We start from the raw sequence: 25,875 nt of genomic DNA on the forward strand, positions 1-25,875 counted from the left end.
CTACTCGATAATTTTACTGCCGCTATTGTGCTCGAATTTGCGCATAGAGAGAAGAGGAAGTCATAAGGAATAGGGGCTAAGACGCAAAAAGGGCGCAGAAATTGCGCCCTTAGTTGCTTAAGTGAACGAGAGGTTAATCTTCTTCGTTGTGCATCTCAGCCCAAGTCTGAGCACATTTAACTGCACGCTTCCAACCTTTGTAGCGACGGTTTCGTTTTTCTTCGTCGTGGTGAGGAACGAAAGTACGATCCAATACTGCTTTACCTTGCAACTCGTCGATATTGTTCCAGTAACCTACTGCTAAACCCGCGAGGTAAGCAGCACCCAAAGCGGTCACTTCGGTTACTTCAGGGCGGTGAACTTCCGTATCCAATACATCTGACTGGAATTGCATTAAGAAGTTATTTGCAACTGCACCACCATCAACGCGCAAGTTAGCTAACTTAATGCCCGAATCTGCTTGCATTGCGTCAAGCACATCACGAGTTTGGTAAGCGATACCTTCCAGCGTAGCTCGGATAATATGGTTAGAGTTAACGCCACGAGTTAGACCAACAATAGTGCCTCGAGCATATGCATCCCAGTACGGTGCGCCTAGGCCTGTAAACGCTGGAACAACATAAACGCCATTTGAAGAATCCACTTTCGTTGCAAAGTACTCGGAATCTTTCGCATCGGCCAATAGCTTCATTTCATCGCGTAGCCACTGAATAGAAGCACCACCCATAAACACTGCACCTTCTAGTGCGTAAGCAGGTTCACCTTGCGGGCCACATGCTAGCGTTGTGAGTAGTCCATTTTTAGAGGTTACTTTTTCTTCGCCAGTGTTCATTAATAAGAAACAACCTGTGCCGTAAGTGTTTTTCGCCTGCCCAGCTTCGACACACATCTGGCCGTAAAGCGCTGCTTGTTGGTCACCGGCAATACCAGCAATAGGGATACGAGTACCACCCTTACCACCAATGTTCGTTTGGCCGTAAACTTCAGAAGAACGTTTCACTTCTGGCATCATTGACGCTGGAATTCCCAGTTCATCCAGCATTTTCTGATCCCAGCAAAGGTCGTTGATGTTGAACAGCATAGTACGTGATGCGTTGGTGTAATCAGTCACATGTACACGGCCTTGAGTCATCTTCCAAACCAACCAAGTATCGACAGTACCAAATAACAACTTGCCCGCTTCAGCGTCTTCTCTTGCGCCTTCAACGTTATCAAGAATCCATTTTACTTTCGTACCCGAGAAGTAAGGGTCTAACACTAACCCCGTGTTATCACGAACGTAGTCTTCAAGGCCACGCTCTTTTAAGTCTTCACATATATCAGCAGTACGGCGACATTGCCAAACAATCGCGTTGTAAACAGGCTTGCCGGTTTCTTTATTCCATACAACCGTAGTCTCACGTTGGTTAGTGATACCAATGCCTGCTAATTGATCACTGCGGATACCTGATTTTCCAAGTGCTTCAACCAGTGTTGAGCTTTGTGTTGCCCAGATTTCAAGAGGATCGTGCTCAACCCAGCCTGCTTTAGGATAAATTTGTGTGAATTCACGCTGCGCTACGCTAACGATATTAGCATCGTGGTCTAGGATTACGGCGCGAGAGCTTGTTGTGCCTTGGTCTAGGGCAACAATGTATTTTTGCTCAGTCATGGTAAGAATCCTTTTAGTTTCGTTATTTCTATTTTAGTTAATACAGGGTTGAAAAGTTATGCGCGAGCTTCTTGAGCTTCGTCTTCTTGTTCGCATTGGTTTGGAATCGTACATCCTTGACCTTGTTGAGGTAGGTAAGCAGCAATCGCTTTCGGGTATAGCCAACCACCAAAACATGCACCAGCAATAGGAGCCAGGATAGGGACGATGAAATATGGAATATCTTTAGCGCCGGTAAGTGCGTACTCCCAACCTGCAAAGTAAGCGAATAATTTAGGGCCAAAGTCACGAGCTGGGTTCATAGCAAAACCTGTTAACGGGCCTAATGAACCACCGATTACGGCAATAAGAATACCGATCAGCAGTGGGTTCATTGCTCCGCGAGAAGCTCCATTGCTTTCATCACCTAGAGCCAAAATAACAAACATTAGTACAGCGGTAATCACAAATTCCACAGCAAAAGCGCCGAAGAAAGAGAGTGAAGCGTGTGGGTAAGTTGAGAAAATACCTGCTGTTGCCAGGGCATCTTTGCTGTCACGAGCAAAGCCATGTGCGATTTCGTAATCAGTAAACAAATTGCTGTATAGAGCATAAACAAGGGCTGCAGAACAAAACGCGCCTAACAGCTGAGAAATAATGTAAGGAACGACTTTCGCTTTGTCGAACCCATGGAACGCTGCCAAAGCAATAGTAACCGCGGGGTTGATGTGCGCACCAGACACACCTGCAGTACAGTAAATAGCGATGGCGACGCCAAAGCCCCACATTATACTGATTTCCCATTGTCCAAATGTTGCTCCAGTTAATACCAGAGCCGCCACGCAGCCAACGCCGAAAAAGATGAGTAGCCCAGTGCCGATAAATTCGGCCAAGCATTCACCCAAGAGAGTAGGTTGTTTGTTCGTTGTCATGTTTATAGTCCTTTGTCGTTTGTGCTTATCTAGCACGGTGATATTGTGCATATTTAGGCGACTTCGAAAATAAACGAACATTAAAAGTGAGCGTTTGAGCATAAAATTGTTAATCAAACCCGCTCAGTTTGTTAAATAACGCATCTTTTAGAACAAAAAAGAAACTTAGACGAACGCGATAGTTCCAAGAGGAAATGAAGAGTGGCTAAACTAACGCCGAATAATGGATATGACAACTGGTATGATGAGTTGGTGGCGCGAAGTGTGAAGGGGATGCTAAATTGGCGGATTGTTGTCCACCACGAAAAATGAACAACAAAAAAGACTGACACTTTCATGTCAGCCTTAAAAGAATTGCTTTACTTTAGTTGTTGCTGTGCAGTTCAGAGTTCAGCTCAACTGCTGACTTGTTTGCAAGACATTCAATTTGACCTGTCACTGAGTTGCGACGGAATAGAAGATCTGAAACGCCTGCAAGGTCACGAGCTTTAACTACTTCAACTTCTTTGCCTTCAGCAATCATACGAACTTTAGAGCCAGCGGTAACGTAAAGACCTGACTCTACAGTACAACGGTCACCCAGTGGGAAGCCAAGACCTGCGTTCGCACCTAGTAGTGAGTTTTCACCGATAGAAACGACAACAGTACCACCACCTGATAGCGTACCCATGATTGATGCACCACCACCGATGTCTGAGCCATTGCCAACCACAACACCTGCAGAGATACGGCCCTCAACCATGCTTACACCAGTAGTACCAGCGTTGAAGTTAATGAAGCCTTCGTGCATAACTGTTGTGCCTTCGCCTACGTGAGCACCAAGACGAACGCGTGATGTATCGGCAATACGTACGCCAGTTGGAACCACGTAATCAACCATTTTAGGGAACTTGTCTACGCAATCTACAGACAGTGCGCGACCAGCTAGGCGTGCTTCGATTTGACGATCAGCAAGCTCAGGTAGATCGATTGGACCTTCGTTTGTCCATGCGATGTTGTGTAGTAGACCAAAGATACCGTCAAGAACAGTACCGTGTGGTTGAACTAGACGGTTAGAAATTAGTTGTAGTTTTAGGAAGCCTTCAGCCACAGAAGCTGGTTTCTCGTCTGTAGCTAGAACTACTAGAACAAGTGGTTGTGTTGATTCAGCTGCTTTTGCTGCGAAAGAGGCATTCGCAGCGTCGCCGTTTGCTTCGAAAGCACTCGCAAGTTCAGCACTTTGCGCTGCAGAGATTTCGATAGCTTGGTTACCTTGCTCGTAACCTGCAACTTTTGCTACAGCTTCTACAAGAGCATCAGCTGGATTTAGAACTGGGTTTGGGAAAAATGCTTCGATGATTTTTCCGTCACGGTTTTTAGTTGCCGTACCAAAGGCTAGAGAAAAGTAAGCCATGTTGAATCTCCATGTTTAAATTCAGTGAGAGAGCGTCGTTGCCCTCTTAAATTACGTTAGAGTCATCATAAAGAGAGGTGATTCGACTTTAAAGAGTAGAACTAGATAAAGTCTGTAAGCCGATATTTTTTGTCTCTTTAGAGATATGTTTGTCTGTTAAGAAATGTTGGCATTTCTTTAGTTTGTGTTTGCTATCAGCCTGAAAAGCTAGATAAATAGGGCTTTGTACGCTTGTTCTACACCTTCGATGAGCATTTGCATTCCTATCACAGCAAGAATTAATCCCATCATTCGAGTAATGACATTTAAGGCACTTGGTCCGACTGCTTTGACAAATCGTTCACCAAAAACAAAAAGAACGTAGGTTAGTGCGCACAATAGACCGAAAGCAATAATGGTAATGATGGTTTCATAAAGTCCACCGGTCGTAGCAAAATTCATCGCGGTGGCTATAGTGCCTGGTCCAGCCAAAATTGGCATTGCTAACGGTGAGACAGCGATACTTAACGCGGCATCTTTTTGAGCGTCTGAGTTCACCTTCTCTTTTGTCGTGCTGTGGGTCGAATCGCCTTGCAGCATATGAAAACCAATGAGGAAGACCAGTATCCCACCGGTAATTCGTAGTGCGTAAAGAGTAATACCAAAGAGGTCGAAGATGACTTTTCCTGAAATGGCAAAAATCGATACGATGAAGAATGCGATCAGCACTGAGCGAAAGGCTACTGACTTAGTTGTCTCTCGGTCGTTGCCATTTGTTAGGCCAAGAAAGATTGGTGTATTCGCGATAGGATTCATAATCGCAAAAAAGCCCATGAAAACGGTAATGGTGTGAATGATCAGTTCTTTCATATTATTCCCTTAATAAAGACGGCATATGCAACGTTGCTATCCGTGCAGCTTAGATACTAAAGTAAGACTGAATAAAAAACAGCCTATTTATCTGTGTGGTTATATCGTCAATTCAAAGAGTTAGTATTTACGAGTAGAAGCTAAGGCGAGGGCAACTATTTGCACAAAAAGAAAACCCAAAGCAATGCTTTGGGTTTCGATTAAGACTTTACTTAGAACTGATTGGCGCTGCGCTTTTTGCGCTAAGTGCTTTTATAGCTTTATATTTACCAACCAACACACCCGTTGAGCGAGGGTATGTTCAACAAGTTATTACTTGTTTAGGTCTTCTGCGTGCTCAGATAGGAACGCTGCAACACCTTTTGGAGATGCGTCCATACCTGCTTTACCTTCTTCCCACTGTGCAGGACATACTTCACCATTCTTCTGGTGGAAGTTTAGAGCGTCAACCATGCGTAGCATTTCATCGATGTTACGGCCTAGTGGTAGGTCGTTAACTACTTGGTGACGTACAGTACCTTCTTCGTCGATTAGGAAAGAACCACGGAAAGCAACACCTGCTTCTGGGTGCTCAACGTCGTAAGCTTTACAGATTTCGTGCTTAACGTCAGCAACTAGTGGGTACTTAACTTGACCGATACCGCCATCTTCGATAGCAGTGTTACGCCATGCGTTGTGAGAGAACTGAGAATCGATAGAAACACCGATTACTTCAACACCTTTAGCTTGGAAGTCAGCTAGACGGTTGTCAAAAGCGATTAGCTCTGATGGGCAAACGAAAGTGAAATCTAGTGGGTAGAAGAAAACTACTGCTTTCTTACCTTTAGTGAACTCTGCAAAGTTGAAGTTATCAACGATCTCACCGTTACCTAGAACAGCTGCAGCAGTAAAATCTGGGGCTTGACGACCTACTAGTACCATTTTTTTGCTCCTAAAATATATGGTTAGTTCCAAACCAAGATAAGTATGATTGGTTTGGTCCGTGTTTGTACGCGACAAACTATAGTACAAATTGTAGTATGTAAAAAAGCGAATTAAATAGATTAAGTTAATCGAAAAAAGCGATAAGCTGTTTTTTATTAACTTGGTCAATATCCAGTCAGATTATATCGATATATCTATGAATAAGTGGCCTAGCCTCAAGCAATTACATTATCTCATCACTCTTCATGAAACTCGCCACTTTAGTGAAGCGGCTGAAAAGTGTTTTGTTAGTCAATCGACCTTAAGTAAAGGTATCCAAAACCTCGAAGAGTTGATTGGTTGTCCTCTATATGAAAAGAAAGATAAGAAAAGCCCGTTGGTTTTTACTCAAGCGGGTGAGCTGGTTGTACAGCAAGGACGTGAGCTACTAGCAAAAGGGCAAGACTTGGTTGAGCTTGGGCGTTTGTGCCAAGGGGATGAGATGGAAGGGCAGCTACGCGTTGGCTGTATTCCGACTATTGCACCTTTCTTGCTGTGTGACTTAGTCCAAGAAGTAAACCAGCGCTTCCCTCAACTGAACTTACTATTAAGAGAAGATACCACTACCAACCTTTTGGCAGCACTACGCCATGGTGAACTTGATGTATTGATCTTAGCTCTACCTGTCGATATTGATGGCATGGATAGCCGTATTGTTGGCAATGACCCATTTAGAATGATCATTAGTCAGAATCAGGCTGATGCGATTCAAACGCCAATTAAGTATGCAGACTTGCCTAATGAGTTCGTCTTCTTATTAGAGAAAGAGCACTGTTTAACGGAACACGCCGTTTCAGCATGTAAGCTAACAGATAAAGAGAAGATCAACCCATTCTCTGCCACCAGTTTACACACCTTAGTTCAAATGGTGGCGAACGGTATGGGGACCACCTTTATTCCGCAAATGGCGATTGACCATGGGTTAATTGAAAACCAAAACTTAGTCGTTGTTGATGCTCCAGGGCAGCAGGCTCACCGACACATAGGTCTAGTTTGGCGACCAAGTTCATCCCGTGTGAGTACATTTGATCAATTAGCAGATGTTGTTTCAGAGCTACTTTAGCGGTAAGTAGTAGTCCACTTTCTTCCTAACTCCATAAAAAGCACACTGACTTTAGTGTGCTTTTTAGCATTTTATTCTGCTGGTCAACTTTAACTTGTAAAATTTCACAACGAAATCTTAATGAAGATTTCATTAAATTGTGAAATTTCACAGTGTGAATTTTACAACTCAGCATTTTCTCTTTGTTTAATTGTTTGGTTGCATATCGCGGTTAAGCCCAGTCCTGCTTAGGTTTTTCTCTTGTTGAAATGAATCAAACGCCTGTTTGAAACGTTTTTACACTGCCAATTTTACTGTAATTAAATTACGTAAGTGGTTACGTTTTGGTGATCAAAATCAATAGCTTGCACCTCACGGAACAAAACTTTGAATTTAACGTTTTGTTTACTTTAGGTCTTTTACTCTACCCATGTTTGGTATAGCTTAAATGTAAGCCCAGTAAGACTTATGTCTAGATTGAAATGCTTGTTCTAGTCAGTCAGTCTAAGTGGCAACAAAACAAAAAACCTAGTCAGGTAACAATCAGTAAGGATGTTTGGTTGTTGTTTGATAGTTACAAATGTAATTAAGGTAACGTTCGATAGATGTATCGAAAGGTTCATAGAGGAAGAAACTATGCTTGCTAATACACCAGATAGAGAAAAAACAACAGTAGAAGCCCAAGAAACCCTACTAACCGAAGGCATGCTTAGTGTCACTGGTACCCTTTCGCCAGAGCACCAAGCGATTTTCCCTGTTGAAGCCCAAACTTTTTTGTCTCTACTGTGTGATAAGTTCGCTAGTCAGGTTGAGCAATTGCTGTCTACTCGAGAAGAGAAGCAAGCAAAGATCGATGCTGGTGAACTGCCGGATTTCCTCAAGGATACGCAAGATATCCGTGAAGGAAGCTGGAAGATCCAAGGAATTCCACAAGATCTACAAGATCGCCGCGTAGAAATCACAGGTCCGACAGACCGTAAAATGGTGATTAATGCACTTAATGCCAATGTGAAAGTATTCATGGCGGATTTTGAAGATTCAATGGCACCCGCTTGGAGTAAGGTGCTTGATGGCCAAATTAACTTGCGCGACGCAGTTAACGGTGACATCAACTATACCAATCCGGTTAATGGTAAGCACTATAAGCTGGAGGAAGATCCAGCGGTTCTAATCTGCCGAGTTCGTGGCCTACACCTAAAAGAAAAGCACGTAACGTATAACGGTCAGATTATTCCAGGGGCGCTGTTTGACTTTGCGCTTTACTTTTACAACAACTACGCCAATTTGTTGAGAAAAGGCAGCGGCCCTTACTTTTATATTCCTAAATTGCAGTCTCATAAAGAAGCACAATGGTGGAGCCAAGTGTTCCACTTTACTGAAGACTATTTCGGTCTTGATACAGGCACGATCAAAGCGACGGTGCTGATTGAAACCTTACCTGCTGTATTTGAGATGGATGAAATTCTGTTTTCACTCAAAGAGCATATTGTTGGCCTGAATTGTGGTCGTTGGGATTACATCTTCAGCTACATCAAAACCTTGAAAAAACACCCTGATCGCGTGCTGCCGGATCGTCAGGTGGTGACAATGGATAAGCCGTTCCTGAATGCTTACTCGCGTTTGCTTGTTCGTACTTGTCACAAGCGTGGTGCTTTCGCAATGGGAGGTATGGCCGCCTTCATCCCTGCGAAAGACCCACAAACCAATCAGCAAGTGCTCGATAAAGTCCATAACGATAAGTCGTTAGAAGCGAACAACGGACATGATGGCACTTGGGTTGCTCACCCAGGCTTAGCAGATACTGCTCTAGCGGTGTTTGACTTGGCATTAGGAGAGCGTACTAACCAACTCAATGTATCACGTCATCAAGATGCACCAGTGACGGCAGAAGACTTACTTGCCCCTTGTGATGGAGCAATTACTGAGCAAGGTATGCGTCATAACATCCGTGTTGCTCTGCAATACATCGAAGCATGGATCTCAGGTAACGGCTGTGTGCCTATCTATGGCTTGATGGAAGACGCGGCGACCGCTGAAATCTCTCGTGCTTCTATCTGGCAATGGATTCAGCATGGCAAAGCGCTTGATAACGGGCAAACCGTAACGAAAGAATTATTCGAGCAATATCTAGCTGAAGAAATCAAAGTCGTCAAAGAAGAAGTAGGGCAAGAGCGCTTTGAATCTGGACGCTTTGATGAAGCCGCAGTACTGATGGCGAAACTGACCACCAGTGATGAGCTGACCAATTTCTTAACTATTCCAGGTTACGACTACTTGGATTAAGTAAACCAATAACAACTCAACAATAACGTGAATCGTTTGCGGCAGAGAAGGATGTACTGCCAAAGAACAAGGAAAAAACAGCGCCTGTGTTTTCAACATATTAGAAGCGCAAATCAAAAGAGGGATAGACCAATGACTAACTTAACTCGCCGCCAACAAATCGAAGCTCTGGAAAAAGACTGGGCAACTAACCCACGCTGGAAGAACGTTAAGCGTCCTTACACAGCTGAAGAAGTGGTAGAACTACGTGGCTCAATGGTGCCTGCTAACACCATCGCCCAACGTGGTGCTGACAAGCTATGGTCACTGGTCAACGGTGATGCGAAAAAAGGCTATGTTAACTGTCTTGGTGCTCTAACGGGTGGTCAGGCTGTTCAGCAAGCGAAAGCGGGTATCGAAGCGATTTACCTATCAGGCTGGCAGGTAGCGGCAGATAACAACACTGCATCAACTATGTACCCTGACCAATCACTCTACCCTGTAGATTCGGTACCGTCAGTGGTTAAGCGCATCAATAACTCATTCCGCCGTGCTGACCAAATTCAGTGGTCAAATGGCAAGTCGCCAGCCGATGAAGGTGGTATTGATTACTTCCTACCAATCGTTGCGGACGCGGAAGCAGGCTTTGGTGGTGTATTAAACGCTTACGAACTCATGAAGTCGATGATTGATGCTGGCGCAGCTGGCGTTCACTTTGAAGACCAATTAGCTTCAGTGAAGAAATGTGGCCACATGGGCGGTAAAGTTCTAGTACCAACCCAAGAAGCGGTTCAAAAACTCGTGGCAGCTCGTCTTGCGGCCGACGTTTCTGGTACAACGACTCTTGTTATTGCACGTACTGATGCGAACGCAGCTGACTTGATTACGTCTGATTGTGATTCATACGATGCGGACTTCATCGAAGGTGAACGTACACAAGAAGGTTTCTACCGCGTTCGTGCAGGTATCGACCAAGCTATCGCTCGTGGTCTAGCTTATGCTCCATACGCTGACCTTATCTGGTGTGAAACAGCAACTCCATGTCTAGAAGAGGCGCGTAAGTTCGCTGAAGCAATCCACGCTGAGTACCCAGGTCAGCTACTAGCATACAACTGTTCACCATCATTCAACTGGGAGAAGAATTTAGATTCTGAAACCATCGCTAAATTCCAACAAGAGCTATCGGATATGGGCTACAAATACCAGTTCATCACGCTAGCGGGTATCCACAACATGTGGTTTAACATGTTCGAACTTGCTCATGACTACGCGAAGGGTGAGGGTATGCGCCACTATGTTGAGAAAGTACAGCGCCCTGAGTTCCAAGCTGCGGAGAAAGGATATACGTTCGTTGCTCACCAACAAGAAGTGGGTACAGGTTACTTCGATAAGATGACCAATACGATTCAAGGTGGTAACTCATCAGTAACTGCACTGACAGGTTCTACTGAAGAAGACCAATTCTAAGAATCCCTAGCCATTAGTACCACAATTAGTGAGTTCATCGAGCAGGACTGAACTCACTAATATTTGGGTATGGATATTCTGTTTAGGCATAAACGTTGACATGCTTTTGAGCGGCTTTAGCCGCTCTTTTTTATTTACAGTTTAAAGAAGCTTAATAGTTCTTTTTGTTTTTCGGCAAGGCTCGATAACTCATCACTCGCTCGTTTGCTCTCTTCTATACCAGACACGTTTTTATTCACTAAATCAAAAGCGTGAGAGACATTTTGTGAAATGTCTTGTGTCACTCCTGATTGTTCTTCAGAAGCCGTGGCCACATGCGTATTCATATCTGAAATGAGAGAAACCGACTCGGTAATTGAAGAGAATGCAGCACGAAGCTGCTCACTGTATTTACGCGAATCTTCCGCTAAGGCTAAATTAGACTGCATGTATTGATTTGCATCTTTTGCTTGAGCTTGTAAGCGAGAAATAATCTCTTGGATATCAACCGTCGATTGCTGAGTTTTGGCTGCTAAAGAACGGACCTCATCAGCGACGACAGCAAACCCTCTACCTTGTTCACCAGCACGAGCAGCCTCGATGGCAGCATTGAGCGCAAGCAGGTTGGTCTGTTCTGAAATGGAGTTGATCACTTCAACTACAGTACCAATTTCAACGGAGTATTCTTGTAATTGATTGACGATCTTAGAAGTTTCGTCAATTGAGCTATCGACTTTACGTGAGACTTCATCGGAAGCATCTAATAGGCGTCCACCTTCAACTACATTATTCGTTGCATCACTGGCAGCGTTCTCTGCGTTAGCTGCATTTTGGCTGACTTCGGAGGCGGTACTCGACAACTCATTGATTGCTGTGGCGATTTGTTCAACCTGACTGAGTTCTTGCTGAGCATTATTTTCCGTCTCACTCATGATGCTGGTGAGTGAAACCGAAGAAGAAGAGACATTGTCTGAGATTTGGTGGAACCCATCGATGATTCTGCGTAGTTCAGTACGCATCTGCAAGATGTTGGCGTAAATGCCAGTTTCATTGCCTGATGTTTTGATATGAGTGGAGAGATCTCCTGAGGCGACTTCTGCCACGACTTCTTGGATTTGGCTAGGTTCGCCACCCACCACTTTCAGAACGCTGCGATAGATGGCAACTGCAATACCCAATGCACTGACTATCACAATGAATGAAAGAACAATTAAGATGACCTGTGCACTGGCAAAGCGTTCGACCATTTCAGGGCCGACAGAATCTTGTTTGTCTTTCGTCGCGAGTTTTATTTCTTCAATGGTTCGAGCAGCAGAGGCTCCCATAACATCGAGTGTACCTGAGATGATCTGGTTGCGTGAGTTGATGGTTTGAACCACCTGATCAAATGTTGAACGATACTGTTCAAAGGCTGATTTAAAGGATTCGAAGTAGGCGATTTGTTCACTTGTAACCAATTGATTGTCGACATTATTGGCTAAGTTTTCGAGTAATGCGAACTCTTCCATGGCTCTATCGGAGTCACTTTGAGAGTTACTGGTGAGAAACTTGGAAGCGTAAAGGCGTGCTAGCAATAGATGTTGTTGAAGCGTACCAGCGTTAACGGCTACATCAAGATCATCCTCTGTAGCAGCTTGATTCATTATGTTGGAGACAGACTTTCTCATCGCCAACCCTGCAGGGTCGAGCTGATTATTGACCAACTGATTACGTTGATTCACCAATTGGATGACCTGATTAAACCCTTGTTGATATTGGCTTAACTGGTTTTCTATCGCAATAAAATCAGACTTGTGTTCATCGTCAAGGTGGGAATTTAATACTTCCTCTATTAACTCAATAGCAAGGGTAATGCGCTTGTTGAGCTCTGCGATATTGGCTTGGTCATGGTTCTTTACGTATTTGAGCGCGGCTAAACGAGCTTCGAGAATGTTAGCTTGAATTCTACCGGTAGAAACGCTGGTTAGGGCTAAGCCACGGTAGGTGTTAAACCCGTCACTGGATTGATAAAAACGAAGTGAGGCGACGACAGAAATGATCAAAATTAATCCTAGGATCACTCCAAAACCTAGAGTTAATAGTTTTTTTAGGCTCATACCAATATCCCTGTTGGTGGATTGAATGATTGAACTGAACCAACGTCATAAGTAATTGTATTTATAGTTTTGTAATTAAGTGTAGTGGTAGATAGCTCCTTATGCAGCCAAAATCACATGGAAGGCAAACAGTGTGATGTAAGAGTCTGATTTAGAAAAGAGAGAGTTTTTAAAGGGACAGGTGAGTATCTAACTTCGTGAAAACAAAAAGCCTTGGCGTGTGCCAAGGCTTTGTACTTTTAGTGGTCTTTGCGTCTTAGAAATATCAATGCTAAAAGCCCGAATAGGGTGCTCAATGGAAGTGTGCCACCAGAACCACCGTTTGATGGTAGCGTGGATGTTGGAGGTGTTCCATTGTCAGGCGTTGAAGGCGGCGGCACATAGTTGTGTACAACGATACCGCCAGGATCCACGATGCTCTTGTTTGCTAGGCCATCATCATCATTTGGGCCACCATCTTGAATCGTGATTTTGAGGCACCAATCTCCTGCTTGCAGAGGGCGAGGAGTAATGCCATCGCTTTCCAAAAACTCTGAACTTGATGGCGGAGGGCAGTAGCCTTCGTAGCCAATAGCACCCGATATGTAATTGTGCTCATCTTCTACGAACACAACCCAGCCTGTATCTGGCTTGAATTTCGTGTATTGGCCACCTTCTATCATCGCTTCGCGTAGTGGAATCACTAGGCTAGTCGATTGACCTTCAGTGTTGAGTTGATGAATTTCAAAATCGAACACACCTCCCACTGTTACGCCGTCAGGCTGAGGGATTCCTAGATTTTCAAGATCTTCATCGTTAAGTAATGGGCCTGAGTTACTCTGAGACTTAGCCGAGTTACCTAATTTTAGCTGTGTACCTGTCATGGACTCCATATTGTATTTGGTGTCATCCATAACGTCCTGAGCCATTTGATTTTGGGCCGATTCACTGTGATCGAGGTAGTCAGGAACACCATCTTGGTCAGCATCGAGCATACCTTCCTGATCATCCATAATGCCGTCACCGTCGCTATCTTTAGTCGGATCCATCGAGACATTTTCAGCCATGATGTTAATCATAATCGACGTTTCAGTTTGGTATTCATGATCGCCAACTTTGACCGTAAAAGAGTAGTCGCCAGGCTCAAGGTCCGATGCTGCAAAACTGATTGAACTGCTCGCCTGGTCCGACGATGGTTCTAAACCGAACAGTTCATCAGGAAGTTGCCACTCGGTGTAAGTTGTATCTCTATTTGGGTCGGAATACTGAGCTTCAATGTTTAGTTGACTGCCTGCCTCAAAGCTCTGCTTCATGTTACCTTCGCCATCAAACGCGCTGATGGTGATAGCAGGAGGTAGATTTTGCTCTGTAATCGTGAACTTCTGCGTACTCATTCCGCCCAAGTTGATTGGTAGTCCCTCACTACTTAATGGGTTAGAGTCAGCGGCTAATTGCAATGTGAAGTGCTCAGTTGTTTCCGCAATTCCATCTTCACAAACATTGAGTGTAAGCGTGAAGACATTTTCTTTCGGAGATAGCGTTACATTAGTTGAGAGAGACTCTGACGTAACCGCACTGCAATTATCAATCGCATAATCGCTTCCAAAGTCTGCGCTGTCTTCTGTTGGTGAATTTCCAATTGATAGTGGTACTTCACATGAGTCGTTATGACAAGGCAATTGACCGTTAAGTGTTACTTCAACAAAAAGCTGATTGCCTTCGGCTGTGACGACATTCTCTGCCAATTCAATCGCAGGATAAATATCAATGATTTGAATCGCATGCGCTTCATTTCCAGAAGGATCGCGAGCGATATATTCGTATACATATCGGCCCGGTCGTAAGTGCAAAATAGAGCCTGTTTCTGGAACTTTATTGTTTGCTCCTTTAACCGTAACCTCTTGGCCTCCCTCGTCACTCGCAACCAATGTACTTGTGACCACTTTGGTGTACATCGAGTTAGCGTTGATTTGGATATGATAGTCATTATTTAAATCATCGAACACGGGTGGAAATTCATCCGCAAGTGGATCAGTACCACCATTAAATTCACAAAGGTTATCGCACCCGTCACGGTCCGGATCGGCGAACGCATCTGATGGATCGGCAGGGTTTAGGCCAAAATCGGTTTCCCATTTATCACGTAACCCATCGCCATCGCTGTCTTGATTTAAATTAATGCGATAGGTTTGGATGGATGTAGTATTCCCTAGCTCATCTGCAATCGAGAAAACGAAAGTGTCAGAAAGTTCTGGGCCACCATTATGTTGATACGTGACCTCGCCATTAGTAATGCTTTGTTGGCTCCAAGCTCCTCCACTGTTTACCTTCGAGGAATTAACCATGACATCGCCCGCGGTTGGAGGAGAGATCAAGGTATAGGTGACATCTGATGATGGTGTGTATTCATCCACAGCTGTGTATTGAATGGAGTGGGATGTTCCAGGTTCTATATTGGGAGTGACACTATTTGGTCCGTTGATGATGGCTGGAGCAACATTGTCGATAATAAACGGTGTCAATGTAATTTCAGGAGCAACCTCGCCACCCACTTCTGTAAATTGCGCAGTACATGAATAGAGGCCATCTGAAAGTGGCTCGTTTATCGAAGTTAGCTTATAACTCGCAATACCCTCGTTTGAACTGGTTTCAGAGTGGGCGCAGTCGCCACCAAAGATGACAGTGCCAGCGGATGACGTATACAGAGATACATTCGGGAAGCGATTTTTGTCGTAAGATGCGGCCGGTGTTCGCTGCGCGACTTCAGGAAATTGTATTGTGGTTCCTGACCCGTTACTTACGTAGCCTTGCATTGTTTGCGCTGCAGATAGCGTGATATCCCATCCACCATGTAATGCGAAATCATAAACGGTATTGGGTGAAACAGCGCTTGGATCCGGTATATACGCTTTAAGGACAAAGGTCATGTCGCCACCATCAGGGATTGGGACTGACAGTTGTGCAAAGCGGATGTAGCTCTTTTGCTCTGGGTATGGTCTAGCTCCACCATCTGCGGCGAGAATTCCTCCTTGCACTTCATAGCTAGGGTCATCAGGACTAACCAAGCTAAATCTTAATTTCGCCAAATCTGAAATGTTAGCTGAGCTGTGGATACGAACGTCTGCAATGCTCAGCTGAGTACCGTCTGTACCGTTAATATCGGAAACGGTGAAATCAAATAGAGCAACAGCGTCTGCCTCTATGTTCGCTGAAAGTGGTAGGCGCACAGGCTCTTTAACAATAGATGCTGCTGTTAACGTGTTATTCGAATTTAAGGCAGTCGTGATATTAATAGAGCTTGGTTCAGAGCTGACTAAATCGTAGTTATCAACTAGAGCGCCGTAGAGAACATATTCGCTATGATAGTTTAAGCCTCCCATTACTAACTGCATTGGTGTTGATACTTGAGTCGATACTTGGTCAAAGTACTCTGCGGGAGAACCGTTGCCGTCTAAGCCTAAGATAACTTGGTTAACACTCGGTGCAGGAGAAAACTTTGGTAGTACCACGATACTGACAGTGGCATCCTTTGAAGTCTCAATATCAAGTGTTACCGCATTCTCTTCAACGGTACCCAAGAATGTGTTAAACGCTGGGATCTGGCTGTCAATTTGAAATTTAGGCACAGAAACGATCAAACTTGTATTGCCATACGCATCTTCTAACTGAAGAGTACAATCGCTATAGGTACCATCCTGATATGGATTGCCATCTGAATTAGTCAGAGTTAACTGGTTAATACCTTGAGAGACGGTAGAGCTGTGTTTAATAGCACAATTACCTAGTGTTTTTATGGCACCGGCTTTACTCGCTTCGATACGTATTGTCGGCTCTGATAAAGATGTATGGGCGGGTACACTTGAGAGTAAACTCAACTCAGGAACAGTTGTGTCGACAATGACTCTATCTAATGTTTCAGGTCGAGAAAATTTTTGACTCGCGGGAATTGAGTTTGCTGGATACGAAACAATATATGCCCCGTTGGTCAACATGATTTGACCTTGATGATAAATACCGTCAAAGTCCTCGTCACCCGCTTGGATCACATAACTGAAGGTGAGATGATTCTCTCCTCCAATTGAAGACATTACAGCTTTCCTCTGCTTGTCTCCGACCGTAATGGGAATGAAAACATTCTCAGCGCCACCAAAGATAAACACTAAGCTTGAATAGCTGACTTCAAACTCAATCGTAGAACCTTGGCTATAGTATCCATCAGCAGGGGCGCTATACCCTGTTATAGCAACAGGTGCTGCATTTGCCGCAATACTCACGATATACAACAACGCACTTATCACTATTTTAGTCACACTTAATCGAACTCCATGAAACCTCATACTAACCTCTAAACAGAATGGGGTGTTGTTATTGAGCACAATATAATTAGAATGACAGTTTGTAAAATGTTTGTTTTATTTTTTGGTTCGAAGTTAAAGAGTTGTGAGGTGGTGACTGCGGGGTGGGTGCTTATCTTCATCAGATAAGCACTTGAAAATAGTCTGGAAAGGGATTAATCCACTTCTTCTGGTTCAACCTCTTCTTGAAGCTCCAGTAAATTGATCGCGATTGCCACAAAGTCACTGTCAGTAATAATGCCGACCAAATGGCCTTTTTCGACAACCGGTAAACAACCCACTTTGTGTTTTTGCATATAGAGTGCACTTTCTTTTAACCCAGCTTGTGGTGAAACAGTCATGATGCCGGTTTTCATCACCTCGTAAAGTGGGGTGTTGAGTGTGAAAGATTGATTTTCTGGTATCTTCTGCAAGCTAGATTCTTGAGCGGCTAATACATCACGTTGAGATACGACACCGAGTAAATGCTTGTTGGCATCGACAATTGGGACATGGCGAATGTCGAGCGCTTCCATCATGCTTTTTGCATCGGCGAGATTGTGAGAGCGAAGAAGCGTATGAGGGTGACGCGTCATCATTTCTTCTATCTTAATCATGGCTGCCTCCTGAGTTATTATTCTTTACTCCTTAAATATAGTAATTTTTGTCGATGGAGTTTGAGAGCTAAACCTGTTTTTCCTGCTATAACCATGACTTTTTTGCGGTAAATCAACTGGCGAATAATTCAGCGAAATAATAAACAGACTTGAGAGCAAAATTGAGTACATGAATTACAATAATTCACATCTCTTTTCTTGCTATTGCTCGCATGGGCAATATACTAGTCGGCTGCGAAAAACTCGTCGTCTGTTTGTGACAGAATCAGTTCGACTTCCATCACGACATAAGAAACCACGACTAAAGATTAGTAACATGCAAGTATCAGATTTTCACTTTGATTTACCGGATGAGCTTATTGCTCGTTACCCTCAACCTGAGCGCACAGCTAGCCGTTTATTACAAATGGATGGCAACACCGGTGAGCTAGTTGATGGCACATTTACCGACGTATTAGAACAAGTACAGCCAGGTGACTTAGTTGTATTTAATAATACACGAGTCATTCCAGCGCGTATGTTTGGTCGTAAAGAGTCGGGTGGTAAATTAGAAGTACTGGTTGAGCGAGTCGTGGATGAAAAGAGTATTCTAGCTCACGTTCGTTGCTCAAAATCACCAAAACCAGGCAGTACTATTTTTGTTGGTGAGAATGACGAGTTTTCTGCACAAATGGTTGCGCGTCATGACGCATTGTTCGAGTTAAAGTTTAACTCTGAGCAAAACGTTCTTGCGGTATTGGAAGAGATTGGCCACATGCCACTTCCTCCATACATTGACCGCCCAGACGAGGATTCTGACAAAGAGCGCTACCAAACGGTTTATAACCAAAAACCAGGTGCAGTAGCAGCACCAACGGCGGGTTTGCACTTTGATGAGCCACTGCTTGAGAAAATCAAAGCAAAAGGCGCAGAGTTTGCGTATGTGACTTTGCACGTTGGCGCAGGTACTTTCCAGCCTGTAAAAGTGGACGATATTAACGATCACCACATGCACGCAGAGTACGTGGAAGTACCACAAGAAGTGGTTGATGCGATCAGTGCAACTAAAGCGCGTGGTGGCCGAATTATTGCGGTAGGTACGACATCAGTGCGCTCTCTAGAAAGTGCAGCGCAAGATGCGTTGAAAAAGGGCACAGAGCTTGTTCCTTTCTTTGGCGATACTGAAATCTTCATCTACCCAGGTTATGAATATCAGTTAGTGGATTGTTTAATCACTAACTTCCACCTGCCAGAATCAACGCTAATTATGTTAGTGAGTGCTTTTTCAGGTTATGAGAATACGATGAATGCTTATAAGCACGCTGTAGAGAATAAGTACCGCTTCTTCTCGTATGGTGATTCGATGTTCATTAAAAAGAAAACGGCATAAATTACTATAGAGATTCCTGACATCTCGTGCCTCGATTCAGGAATGACGTGCTTGTCATTCCATAGAGTGAAGAATTAGCGAGTAGGGAATCTCTTATGTTCAAGCGAATTGGTTTGAACACTAAAATGTTTACGAGTGCTAGCAGTACGCTAGGACACTAACTAGAAGGCTAGTTAGTATCTCGCATGGAAGGCGACCGCTCCTCATAGAGCTTAAAGCTCTGAACTTAATGTCAGACTGTTTCTCTGACAACCGGAGGCTTCGTGAAGTTAAAATTCGATCTTAAGAAAAAAGACGGTGTTGCGCGTCGTGGTCAACTGACCTTTGAACGTGGCACAGTTCAAACACCTGCATTCATGCCAGTTGGTACGTACGGTACTGTTAAAGGTATGACACCAGAAGAAGTAAAAGGCACAGGCGCTGAAATTCTTCTAGGTAACACTTTCCACCTATGGCTACGCCCTGGCCAGGAAGTAATGAAAATGCATGGTGACCTGCATGACTTTATGAACTGGCAAGGTCCTATCCTTACCGATTCAGGCGGTTTCCAAGTATTTAGCCTAGGTAAGATGCGTACTATCACTGAGCAAGGTGTACATTTCCGTAACCCTGTAAACGGTGACAAAATTTTCATGGACGCTGAAAAGTCGATGGAAATTCAAAAAGACCTAGGTTCAGACATCGTAATGATCTTCGACGAGTGTACGCCATACCCAGCGACGCACAACGAAGCGAAGAAATCGATGGAAATGTCACTACGTTGGGCACAGCGTTCACGCGATCACTTCGATAAGCTAGAAAACCCGAACAACCTATTTGGTATCGTTCAAGGTGGTGTTTACGAAGATCTACGTGACGTGTCTGTAAAAGGTCTAACTGAGATCGGTTTTGACGGTTACGCAGTCGGCGGCCTAGCAGTAGGTGAGCCAAAAGAAGACATGCACCGTATTCTTGAGCACACATGTCCTCAGCTACCAGAAGACAAGCCTCGTTACCTAATGGGTGTAGGTAAGCCAGAAGACCTAGTCGAAGGTGTTCGTCGTGGTATCGATATGTTCGACTGTGTAATGCCAACGCGTAACGCACGTAATGGTCACCTGTTTGTGACTGGCGGTGTGATCAAGATCCGTAATGCGAAACACAAAACAGATACAACTGCATTAGATCCGCACTGTGACTGTTACACTTGTCAAAACTACTCTAAGTCGTATCTTCACCACCTAGAGCGTTGTAACGAAATCCTTGGTGCTCGTCTAAATACGATTCACAACCTACGTTACTACCAACGCCTAATGGAAAGTATTCGTACGGCAATTGATGAAGATCGTTTTGATGAGTTCGTGCAAGAGTTCTATGAGCGTCGTGGTCGTGAAGTACCGCCACTAGCGAAAGAAGAGCAGTAATCGACAGATTTTAAGAATTAAAGCCTTTGGCATTATGCCAGAGGCTTTTGCTAATAAAGTAGGCAAACGCAAGCTATTTTTGAGAGAGCGATCTCTATTGGTCACTCTCAGACTTGAAACTAAATCGCGAATGCCCAACTTGGATATTAATAAATAATAATAGAGGATATTTTTAATGTTTATTTCTCAAGCTCACGCAGCAGCTGAAGGCGCACCAGCAGGCGGCGGTTTCGAAATGCTAATCATGCTAGGTATGTTCGCGGTGATCTTCTACTTCATGATCTACCGTCCACAAGCTAAGCGTGTTAAAGAGCACAAGAACCTAATGAGCTCAATGGGCAAAGGTGATGAAGTTCTAACAAGCGGTGGCCTAGTAGGTAAGATCACTAAAATCGCTGAAGACAATGACTACATCTCTATCGAGCTGAACACAAATAACGAAGTTGTTATCAAGAAAGACTTCGTTACTGCAGTGCTACCAAAAGGTACGCTAAAGTCTCTATAAACAGCTAGAGGATCCTCGCTGTGCTAAACCGCTATCCTATATGGAAGTACCTGATGGTGGTGTTTACCATCGCTATCGCAGCATTGTATGCACTTCCAAATATCTACGGTGAAGATCCGGCTATTCAAGTTACAGGGGCGCGTGGCGCCTCTGTAGATATGTCAACGCTGGATTCTGTCACAAAAGCTCTTGATAAACAGGGCTTATCTCATAAATCCATTGCTCTAGAGAATGGATCTATTCTTGTACGTTTTAACGACACTGACACGCAAATCAGTGCTCGTGATGTCATCAACGAAGCGCTTGGCAAAGACAAGATTGTCGCTCTGAACCTTGCTCCTGCAACGCCAGACTGGCTTGAGTCAATTGGTGCTGCACCAATGAAGCTAGGTCTTGACCTACGTGGTGGTGTTCACTTCTTAATGGAAGTGGATATGGACGCTGCAATGGAAAAACTCGTTGGTCAGCAAGAAGAAGCTTTCCGTAGCGAACTTCGTGAAGAGAAAATTCGTTACCGTGCAATTCGCCCTGCTGGCAAAGAAGGTGTCGAAGTTCTTCTGCGTAATGCAGAGCAACTTGCTGATGCTGAACGTGTTCTAGAGAATAACCACCCAGACATGCTGTTTACGACTTCTGATTCAGATGGTCGTTTCTCTATTACTGCTACTTTTACTGAGCAGCGTCTGACGGAAATTCGTAACTACGCCGTTGAGCAAAACATCACTATCCTACGTAACCGTGTAAACGAGCTAGGTGTTGCTGAACCTTTAGTCCAACGCCAAGGTGCTAGCCGTATCGTAGTAGAGCTGCCGGGTGTTCAAGATACCGCTCGTGCGAAAGAAATTCTTGGTGCGACTGCAACGCTAGAGTTCCGTGAAGTGGATTCTAAAGCTGACCTTGCTGCGGCTGCAAATGGCCGTGCGCCAGCTGGTAGCGAAATTAAGCAAGATCGTGATGGTCGTCCGGTTGTGCTTAAAAAGCGCGTTATCTTAGGTGGTTCAAGCATTACGGATGCAAGCTCAAGTGTTGATGAATATGGTCGTCCTCAGGTTAACATCTCGCTAGATAGCGAAGGTGGTAACAAGATGTCTGCATTCTCTCGCCAGAACATTGGTAAGCTAATGGCAACGGTATTTGCTGAATACAAAGACAGCGGCCGTAAGACTCCTGACGGTAGAGTGATTCTTACGAAGCATGAAGAAGTTATCAACCAAGCAACGATTCAGTCTGCGCTAGGTCGTAATTTCCGCATCACAGGTATTGATTCAGCTGCAGAAGCTCACAACCTAGCACTTCTACTTCGTGCTGGTGCTCTAATTGCGCCAATCTCGATTGTTGAAGAGCGTACTATTGGTCCATCTATGGGTCAGCAGAACATCGATATGGGTATCCAAGCGATGATCTGGGGTATGGTTGCGGTAATGCTATTTACACTCGTTTACTACCGTAAATTTGGCATGATCGCTAACGTAGCGCTAATGGCAAACCTTGTCCTGATTATTGGTGTAATGTCGATGATTCCAGGTGCAACGATGACGCTACCAGGTATCGCAGGTATCGTTCTTACCGTTGGTATGGCCGTCGATGCAAACGTACTTATCTTTGAGCGGATCCGTGAAGAGCTTCGTGATGGGCGCAGTCCACAGCAGGCAATTCACCAAGGGTACGCGAACGCATTTAGTACGATTGCCGATGCGAACATTACCACTCTTATCACAGCAATCATTCTATTTGCTGTTGGTACGGGTGCAATTAAAGGCTTCGCAGTAACGCTCTCTATCGGTATCTTAACTTCTATGTTTACAGCTATTGTAGGTACACGTTGTATCGTGAACCTTGCATACGGTGGTAAGCGAATCAACAAACTGTCGATCTAAGGCTAGGAATTAGTATGTTTCAGATTCTAAAAGCAGAAAATACGATCGACTTTATGCGTTGGTCGAAGCTGGCATTTGTTTTCTCTATTTTGATGATTGGTGCGTCAATCTTTACTCTATCAACTAAGTGGTTGAACTGGGGTCTAGACTTTACCGGCGGTACCCTAATTGAAGTAGGTTTTGAGCAGCCAGCGAACCTTGAAGATATTCGTAGTGCACTTGAAGCGGAAGGCTTTGGTGATGCAACGGTACAGAACTTCGGTAGTGCTCGTGATGTAATGGTTCGCCTACGCCCTCGTGATGATGTAGCAGGCGAGACTCTGGGTAACCAGATCTTAAATGCAATCAAAGATGGTACGGGTGAAAGCGTTGAAATGCGCCGTATCGAGTTCGTGGGTCCTAACGTAGGTGACGAGCTTACTGAAGCGGGCGGCCTTGCGATTCTAGTGTCTCTAATCTGTATCTTGATCTATGTATCGGTTCGATTTGAGTGGCGTTTAGCAGCAGGTGCGGTAATGGCACTGGCACATGACGTTATCATCACGCTTGGTGTGTTCTCTTTGATGCAGATTGAAGTGGACTTAACGATTGTTGCAGCACTTCTAACGGTAGTCGGTTACTCGCTCAACGATACTATTGTTGTATTTGATCGTATCCGTGAAAACTTCCGCAAGATGCGTAAAGGTGAGCCAGCTGACATCATGAACAGCTCGATCACTCAGACTCTAAGCCGTACTTTGATTACTTCTGGTACGACATTGTTTGTAGTTATCGCACTATTTACACAAGGCGGGGCAATGATTCATGGCTTCGCTACAGCACTTCTACTAGGTATTACGGTAGGTACTTACTCTTCAATCTACGTTGCTTCGGCACTAGCGTTGAAACTGGGTATCACTAAAGAACACCTAATGCCACCTCAAGTAGAAAAAGAAGGTGCAGAGTTTGATGAGATGCCATAAGGTATTTTATTGATCACTTAAATCAAAGCCGCTGTATTCAGCGGCTTTGTTGTATATGGGAATTGATAATGCGTTGGTCTTGTGTGCTTTTATCTTTACTGGCTTTCAACCTTTCGGCTAATACACTTGTACTTACCGAACAACCAATAAGCTTAGCTAAGACTATCGAGAGCTCATGGCAAGAGTGTGATGAGTTGATGTGGTGTGACGATAAGCTCGCTTATTATCGAAGCAGTTACTTTGCCCAAGCAACGGTTGCTAGTGGTCATGTGGAAATAGAGCTAATGTCTGAGTTTTCAGTACATCGGTTTTCACAACTGCAGCTTAACCTAAGAGCTGACGGCTTTTCTTTGCAGGTTGTAGAGGTAGAAGGGGAGCGATTTGATGTTGCGAAGCAGCTAAGCACTAGTACGAGTAGCGATGTTGATGCAGCGTTAGTTCGGTTTATTAATCGATACTCGCAACAAGTACCTAGAACCTTAACTTGGCAATCGACCCTTTGGAATGCAGAGCTAATAAGTGATGGTGACGTCATTGCTCTACGCTTTGTTTCTCGCTAGTAAATTGGACGAATACTTATCCCTTATCGCACACTGATATAGAGAATACAGACATTGAGCGATAACTTGCTATGATAAATGAAAATAATAATAGGGAAGCAAGTTATGCCACATTTACGTTTTCGAGCGGTAGAACCACAGACAGTACAAACCTTATCTAAGTCACTGATTGATGAACTTCAACCATTGATGGATTGTCCACGAGAAGATTTTACGTTTGAGTATATTTATTCGACCTTCTTTCATGAGGGGGAAGTAAGTGCCGCTTATCCTTTTGTCGAGGTGTTGTGGTTCGCTCGTGGTCAACAAACTCAGGATGCGGTTGCGACGACGATTACTAGTCAGGTTCGAGGGATCATTGGTGAGGACGTTGATGTCGCCGTTATCTTTAATGCGTTAGATGCTAAAGGGTACTACGACAATGGTGAACACTATTAGTCGTTAGAGCTATGCCATTGGACTCTATGAGGGAGATAAGGATGTACATAAGTTATCGATGGTGCCAGTCGCTCTTATTGTGCGTTTCATTACTGTTTGTCTCTAATCTCTCTGCTACCCCTTGGGAACAAATTGATAGCCCCTCCCCAGGCTTACCCCAATCGATAGGCAGTTATGCTAACGGCTGCTTGGCTGGTGGAGCCTCATTACCGTTAAGTGGCACAGGGTATCAAGTCATTCGCAGTCAGCGAGCTCGCTACTATGGCCACCCAAATGCCATCAGCTTTATTGAGCGTCTGGCAAAATTGTCACAACGTGAGCTCAATACGAGTATCTTAATCGGTGATATTTCTTTGCCGCAAGGTGGCCGTTTTTCATCGGGTCATTCGAGCCATCAAACTGGATTGGATATCGACATTTGGTTAAAGCTCGCTGATACACCACTTTCGGTTTCAGAACTGGCGAAGCCAACACCGCATAGTTTAGTGAATTTAGAGCAGTATCAATTGCTCAAAAACAACTGGGACCTACGTCATTTTGAGCTCGTCAAATTGGCAGCCAATGATGAACAAGTTGCACGTATATTTGTTCATCCAGTCATTAAAGAAAAGCTATGTATTACTGAGCAGAGCTCCGAAAGAGAATGGCTTCGCAAAGTTAGGCCATGGTGGGGACACCACTATCATATGCACGTACGTCTAAATTGCCCTGCAGATAGTACTAGCTGTAAATCACAAGCTGAACCGCCAAAAGGGGATGGTTGTGGCGCGGAATTAGCGAGTTGGAAGCCACAACCTAAGCCTAGTGTGCCGAAAGTAGTATCAACAAAGCCGAAAAAGAAGAAGCCAAAAATAATGCCTAATCAATGCCAGCTTTTATTAGACAATATTTAACATGGTATCAATCAGTTATAGATACAAAAACGCCGCTCATTGAGCGGCGTTTCATTTTTCTGGTCGTATTATGCTAAACCTTGGATGATGACGAACTTCTCTAGCAGCTCTTCATCAGTCTCTACGTGGTCAGGGTCGGTGATAATACATTTCGTAATCGGACACACAGACTGGCACGTTGGTTTTTCATAATGGCCTTTACACTCAGTGCAGAGATCAGGGTCGATCTCAAAGATCGTGTCACCCATCGTAATTGCGCCATTTGGGCACTCAGGGTCACACATATCACAGTTAATGCACTTATCAGTGATCAGTAAAGCCATGC

General features: G+C 44.3%; 20 protein-coding genes. 11 read left to right on the forward strand and 9 right to left on the reverse strand.

Annotated features, from left to right (window positions below; genetic code table 11):
• Positions 1 to 133: 133 nt before the first annotated feature.
• The 5 genes from glpK to AAFX28_RS11955 form a co-directional block, all read right to left on the reverse strand.
• Positions 134 to 1,651, reverse strand: coding sequence for a glycerol kinase GlpK (gene glpK / locus AAFX28_RS11935; RefSeq protein WP_408687914.1), 1,518 nt, complete (start codon positions 1,649 to 1,651; stop codon positions 134 to 136).
• A 56-nt stretch (positions 1,652 to 1,707) separates the two neighbouring features.
• Positions 1,708 to 2,562: an MIP/aquaporin family protein gene (locus AAFX28_RS11940; RefSeq protein WP_408687916.1), complete on the reverse strand. Its 855-nt coding sequence runs from the start codon at positions 2,560 to 2,562 to the stop codon at positions 1,708 to 1,710.
• A gap of 364 nt (positions 2,563 to 2,926) precedes the next feature.
• On the reverse strand, positions 2,927 to 3,955 hold the full coding sequence (gene dapD, locus AAFX28_RS11945; protein WP_408687917.1) for a 2,3,4,5-tetrahydropyridine-2,6-dicarboxylate N-succinyltransferase: 1,029 nt from the start codon (positions 3,953 to 3,955) through the stop codon (positions 2,927 to 2,929).
• Positions 3,956 to 4,162: 207 nt separating this feature from the next.
• Positions 4,163 to 4,804 carry a MarC family protein gene (locus tag AAFX28_RS11950; RefSeq protein ID WP_408687918.1) on the reverse strand — a complete coding sequence of 214 codons (642 nt, stop codon included), beginning with the start codon at positions 4,802 to 4,804 and terminating at the stop codon, positions 4,163 to 4,165.
• A 312-nt stretch (positions 4,805 to 5,116) separates the two neighbouring features.
• Positions 5,117 to 5,725, reverse strand: coding sequence for a peroxiredoxin (locus tag AAFX28_RS11955; protein WP_408687919.1), 609 nt, complete (start codon positions 5,723 to 5,725; stop codon positions 5,117 to 5,119).
• 199 nt (positions 5,726 to 5,924) lie between these two features.
• Here AAFX28_RS11955 and AAFX28_RS11960 point away from each other — a divergent pair, with 199 nt between their 5' ends.
• From AAFX28_RS11960 to aceA, 3 genes are all read left to right on the forward strand, one after another.
• A complete protein-coding gene (locus tag AAFX28_RS11960) occupies positions 5,925 to 6,830 on the forward strand; it encodes a hydrogen peroxide-inducible genes activator (protein ID WP_408687921.1) in 906 nt (301 codons plus the stop codon).
• A gap of 615 nt (positions 6,831 to 7,445) precedes the next feature.
• A complete protein-coding gene (aceB, locus tag AAFX28_RS11965) occupies positions 7,446 to 9,092 on the forward strand; it encodes a malate synthase A (RefSeq protein WP_408687923.1) in 1,647 nt (548 codons plus the stop codon).
• Positions 9,093 to 9,224: 132 nt separating this feature from the next.
• Positions 9,225 to 10,538: an isocitrate lyase gene (gene aceA, locus AAFX28_RS11970; RefSeq protein ID WP_408687924.1), complete on the forward strand. Its 1,314-nt coding sequence runs from the start codon at positions 9,225 to 9,227 to the stop codon at positions 10,536 to 10,538.
• A gap of 134 nt (positions 10,539 to 10,672) precedes the next feature.
• Here the strand turns inward: aceA and AAFX28_RS11975 are convergent, their stop codons facing one another.
• The 3 genes from AAFX28_RS11975 to AAFX28_RS11985 form a co-directional block, all read right to left on the reverse strand.
• A complete protein-coding gene (locus tag AAFX28_RS11975) occupies positions 10,673 to 12,613 on the reverse strand; it encodes a methyl-accepting chemotaxis protein (protein WP_408687926.1) in 1,941 nt (646 codons plus the stop codon).
• Between the two features lie 239 nt (positions 12,614 to 12,852).
• Positions 12,853 to 16,902: a cadherin-like domain-containing protein gene (locus tag AAFX28_RS11980; protein WP_408687928.1), complete on the reverse strand. Its 4,050-nt coding sequence runs from the start codon at positions 16,900 to 16,902 to the stop codon at positions 12,853 to 12,855.
• Between the two features lie 200 nt (positions 16,903 to 17,102).
• Positions 17,103 to 17,543, reverse strand: a complete 441-nt coding sequence (locus AAFX28_RS11985) for a CBS domain-containing protein (RefSeq protein WP_408687930.1) — start codon at positions 17,541 to 17,543, stop codon at positions 17,103 to 17,105.
• A 316-nt stretch (positions 17,544 to 17,859) separates the two neighbouring features.
• On the opposite strand from AAFX28_RS11985, the gene queA reads away from it, so the two are divergent.
• The 8 genes from queA (at position 17,860) to mepA (ending at position 25,550) form a co-directional block, all read left to right on the forward strand.
• Entirely contained in the window at positions 17,860 to 18,912 is a 1,053-nt protein-coding gene (gene queA / locus AAFX28_RS11990; RefSeq protein ID WP_408687931.1) for a tRNA preQ1(34) S-adenosylmethionine ribosyltransferase-isomerase QueA, read from the forward strand.
• A gap of 263 nt (positions 18,913 to 19,175) precedes the next feature.
• A complete protein-coding gene (tgt, locus tag AAFX28_RS11995) occupies positions 19,176 to 20,315 on the forward strand; it encodes a tRNA guanosine(34) transglycosylase Tgt (RefSeq protein ID WP_408687932.1) in 1,140 nt (379 codons plus the stop codon).
• A gap of 175 nt (positions 20,316 to 20,490) precedes the next feature.
• Positions 20,491 to 20,820, forward strand: a complete 330-nt coding sequence (gene yajC / locus AAFX28_RS12000) for a preprotein translocase subunit YajC (RefSeq protein WP_134835677.1) — start codon at positions 20,491 to 20,493, stop codon at positions 20,818 to 20,820.
• A 20-nt stretch (positions 20,821 to 20,840) separates the two neighbouring features.
• The gene (secD, locus tag AAFX28_RS12005; protein ID WP_408687934.1) at positions 20,841 to 22,697 is read left to right on the forward strand and encodes a protein translocase subunit SecD; all 1,857 of its coding nucleotides are present in this window, start codon (positions 20,841 to 20,843) and stop codon (positions 22,695 to 22,697) included.
• 14 nt (positions 22,698 to 22,711) lie between these two features.
• Positions 22,712 to 23,659 (forward strand): protein translocase subunit SecF, encoded by a 948-nt coding sequence (secF, locus tag AAFX28_RS12010; protein WP_408687936.1) that lies wholly within the window; start codon positions 22,712 to 22,714, stop codon positions 23,657 to 23,659.
• Between the two features lie 68 nt (positions 23,660 to 23,727).
• Positions 23,728 to 24,219, forward strand: coding sequence for a hypothetical protein (locus tag AAFX28_RS12015; protein WP_408687938.1), 492 nt, complete (start codon positions 23,728 to 23,730; stop codon positions 24,217 to 24,219).
• A 105-nt stretch (positions 24,220 to 24,324) separates the two neighbouring features.
• Positions 24,325 to 24,657 carry a DUF1904 domain-containing protein gene (locus tag AAFX28_RS12020; RefSeq protein WP_408687939.1) on the forward strand — a complete coding sequence of 111 codons (333 nt, stop codon included), beginning with the start codon at positions 24,325 to 24,327 and terminating at the stop codon, positions 24,655 to 24,657.
• A 41-nt stretch (positions 24,658 to 24,698) separates the two neighbouring features.
• Entirely contained in the window at positions 24,699 to 25,550 is an 852-nt protein-coding gene (gene mepA / locus AAFX28_RS12025; protein WP_408687940.1) for a penicillin-insensitive murein endopeptidase, read from the forward strand.
• Positions 25,551 to 25,618: 68 nt separating this feature from the next.
• Here the strand turns inward: mepA and AAFX28_RS12030 are convergent, their stop codons facing one another.
• Positions 25,619 to 25,873, reverse strand: coding sequence for a YfhL family 4Fe-4S dicluster ferredoxin (locus AAFX28_RS12030; protein ID WP_126574606.1), 255 nt, complete (start codon positions 25,871 to 25,873; stop codon positions 25,619 to 25,621).
• Positions 25,874 to 25,875 lie beyond the last annotated feature (2 nt).

The sequence above is a fragment of the Vibrio sp. TBV020 genome (assembly GCF_046056895.1).
Taxonomy (GTDB): Bacteria; Pseudomonadota; Gammaproteobacteria; order Enterobacterales; family Vibrionaceae; genus Vibrio.

Coding starts and splice junctions, on each gene's coding strand:
- glpK (WP_408687914.1), bottom strand. CDS start 1,651: ATGACTGAGCAAAAATACATTGTTGCCCTAGACCAAGGCACAACAAGC.
- AAFX28_RS11940 (WP_408687916.1), bottom strand. CDS start 2,562: ATGACAACGAACAAACAACCTACTCTCTTGGGTGAATGCTTGGCCGAA.
- dapD (WP_408687917.1), bottom strand. CDS start 3,955: ATGGCTTACTTTTCTCTAGCCTTTGGTACGGCAACTAAAAACCGTGAC.
- AAFX28_RS11950 (WP_408687918.1), bottom strand. CDS start 4,804: ATGAAAGAACTGATCATTCACACCATTACCGTTTTCATGGGCTTTTTT.
- AAFX28_RS11955 (WP_408687919.1), bottom strand. CDS start 5,725: ATGGTACTAGTAGGTCGTCAAGCCCCAGATTTTACTGCTGCAGCTGTT.
- AAFX28_RS11960 (WP_408687921.1), top strand. CDS start 5,925: ATGAATAAGTGGCCTAGCCTCAAGCAATTACATTATCTCATCACTCTT.
- aceB (WP_408687923.1), top strand. CDS start 7,446: ATGCTTGCTAATACACCAGATAGAGAAAAAACAACAGTAGAAGCCCAA.
- aceA (WP_408687924.1), top strand. CDS start 9,225: ATGACTAACTTAACTCGCCGCCAACAAATCGAAGCTCTGGAAAAAGAC.
- AAFX28_RS11975 (WP_408687926.1), bottom strand. CDS start 12,613: ATGAGCCTAAAAAAACTATTAACTCTAGGTTTTGGAGTGATCCTAGGA.
- AAFX28_RS11985 (WP_408687930.1), bottom strand. CDS start 17,543: ATGATTAAGATAGAAGAAATGATGACGCGTCACCCTCATACGCTTCTT.
- queA (WP_408687931.1), top strand. CDS start 17,860: ATGCAAGTATCAGATTTTCACTTTGATTTACCGGATGAGCTTATTGCT.
- yajC (WP_134835677.1), top strand. CDS start 20,491: ATGTTTATTTCTCAAGCTCACGCAGCAGCTGAAGGCGCACCAGCAGGC.
- secF (WP_408687936.1), top strand. CDS start 22,712: ATGTTTCAGATTCTAAAAGCAGAAAATACGATCGACTTTATGCGTTGG.
- AAFX28_RS12015 (WP_408687938.1), top strand. CDS start 23,728: ATGCGTTGGTCTTGTGTGCTTTTATCTTTACTGGCTTTCAACCTTTCG.
- AAFX28_RS12020 (WP_408687939.1), top strand. CDS start 24,325: ATGCCACATTTACGTTTTCGAGCGGTAGAACCACAGACAGTACAAACC.
- mepA (WP_408687940.1), top strand. CDS start 24,699: ATGTACATAAGTTATCGATGGTGCCAGTCGCTCTTATTGTGCGTTTCA.
- AAFX28_RS12030 (WP_126574606.1), bottom strand. CDS start 25,873: ATGGCTTTACTGATCACTGATAAGTGCATTAACTGTGATATGTGTGAC.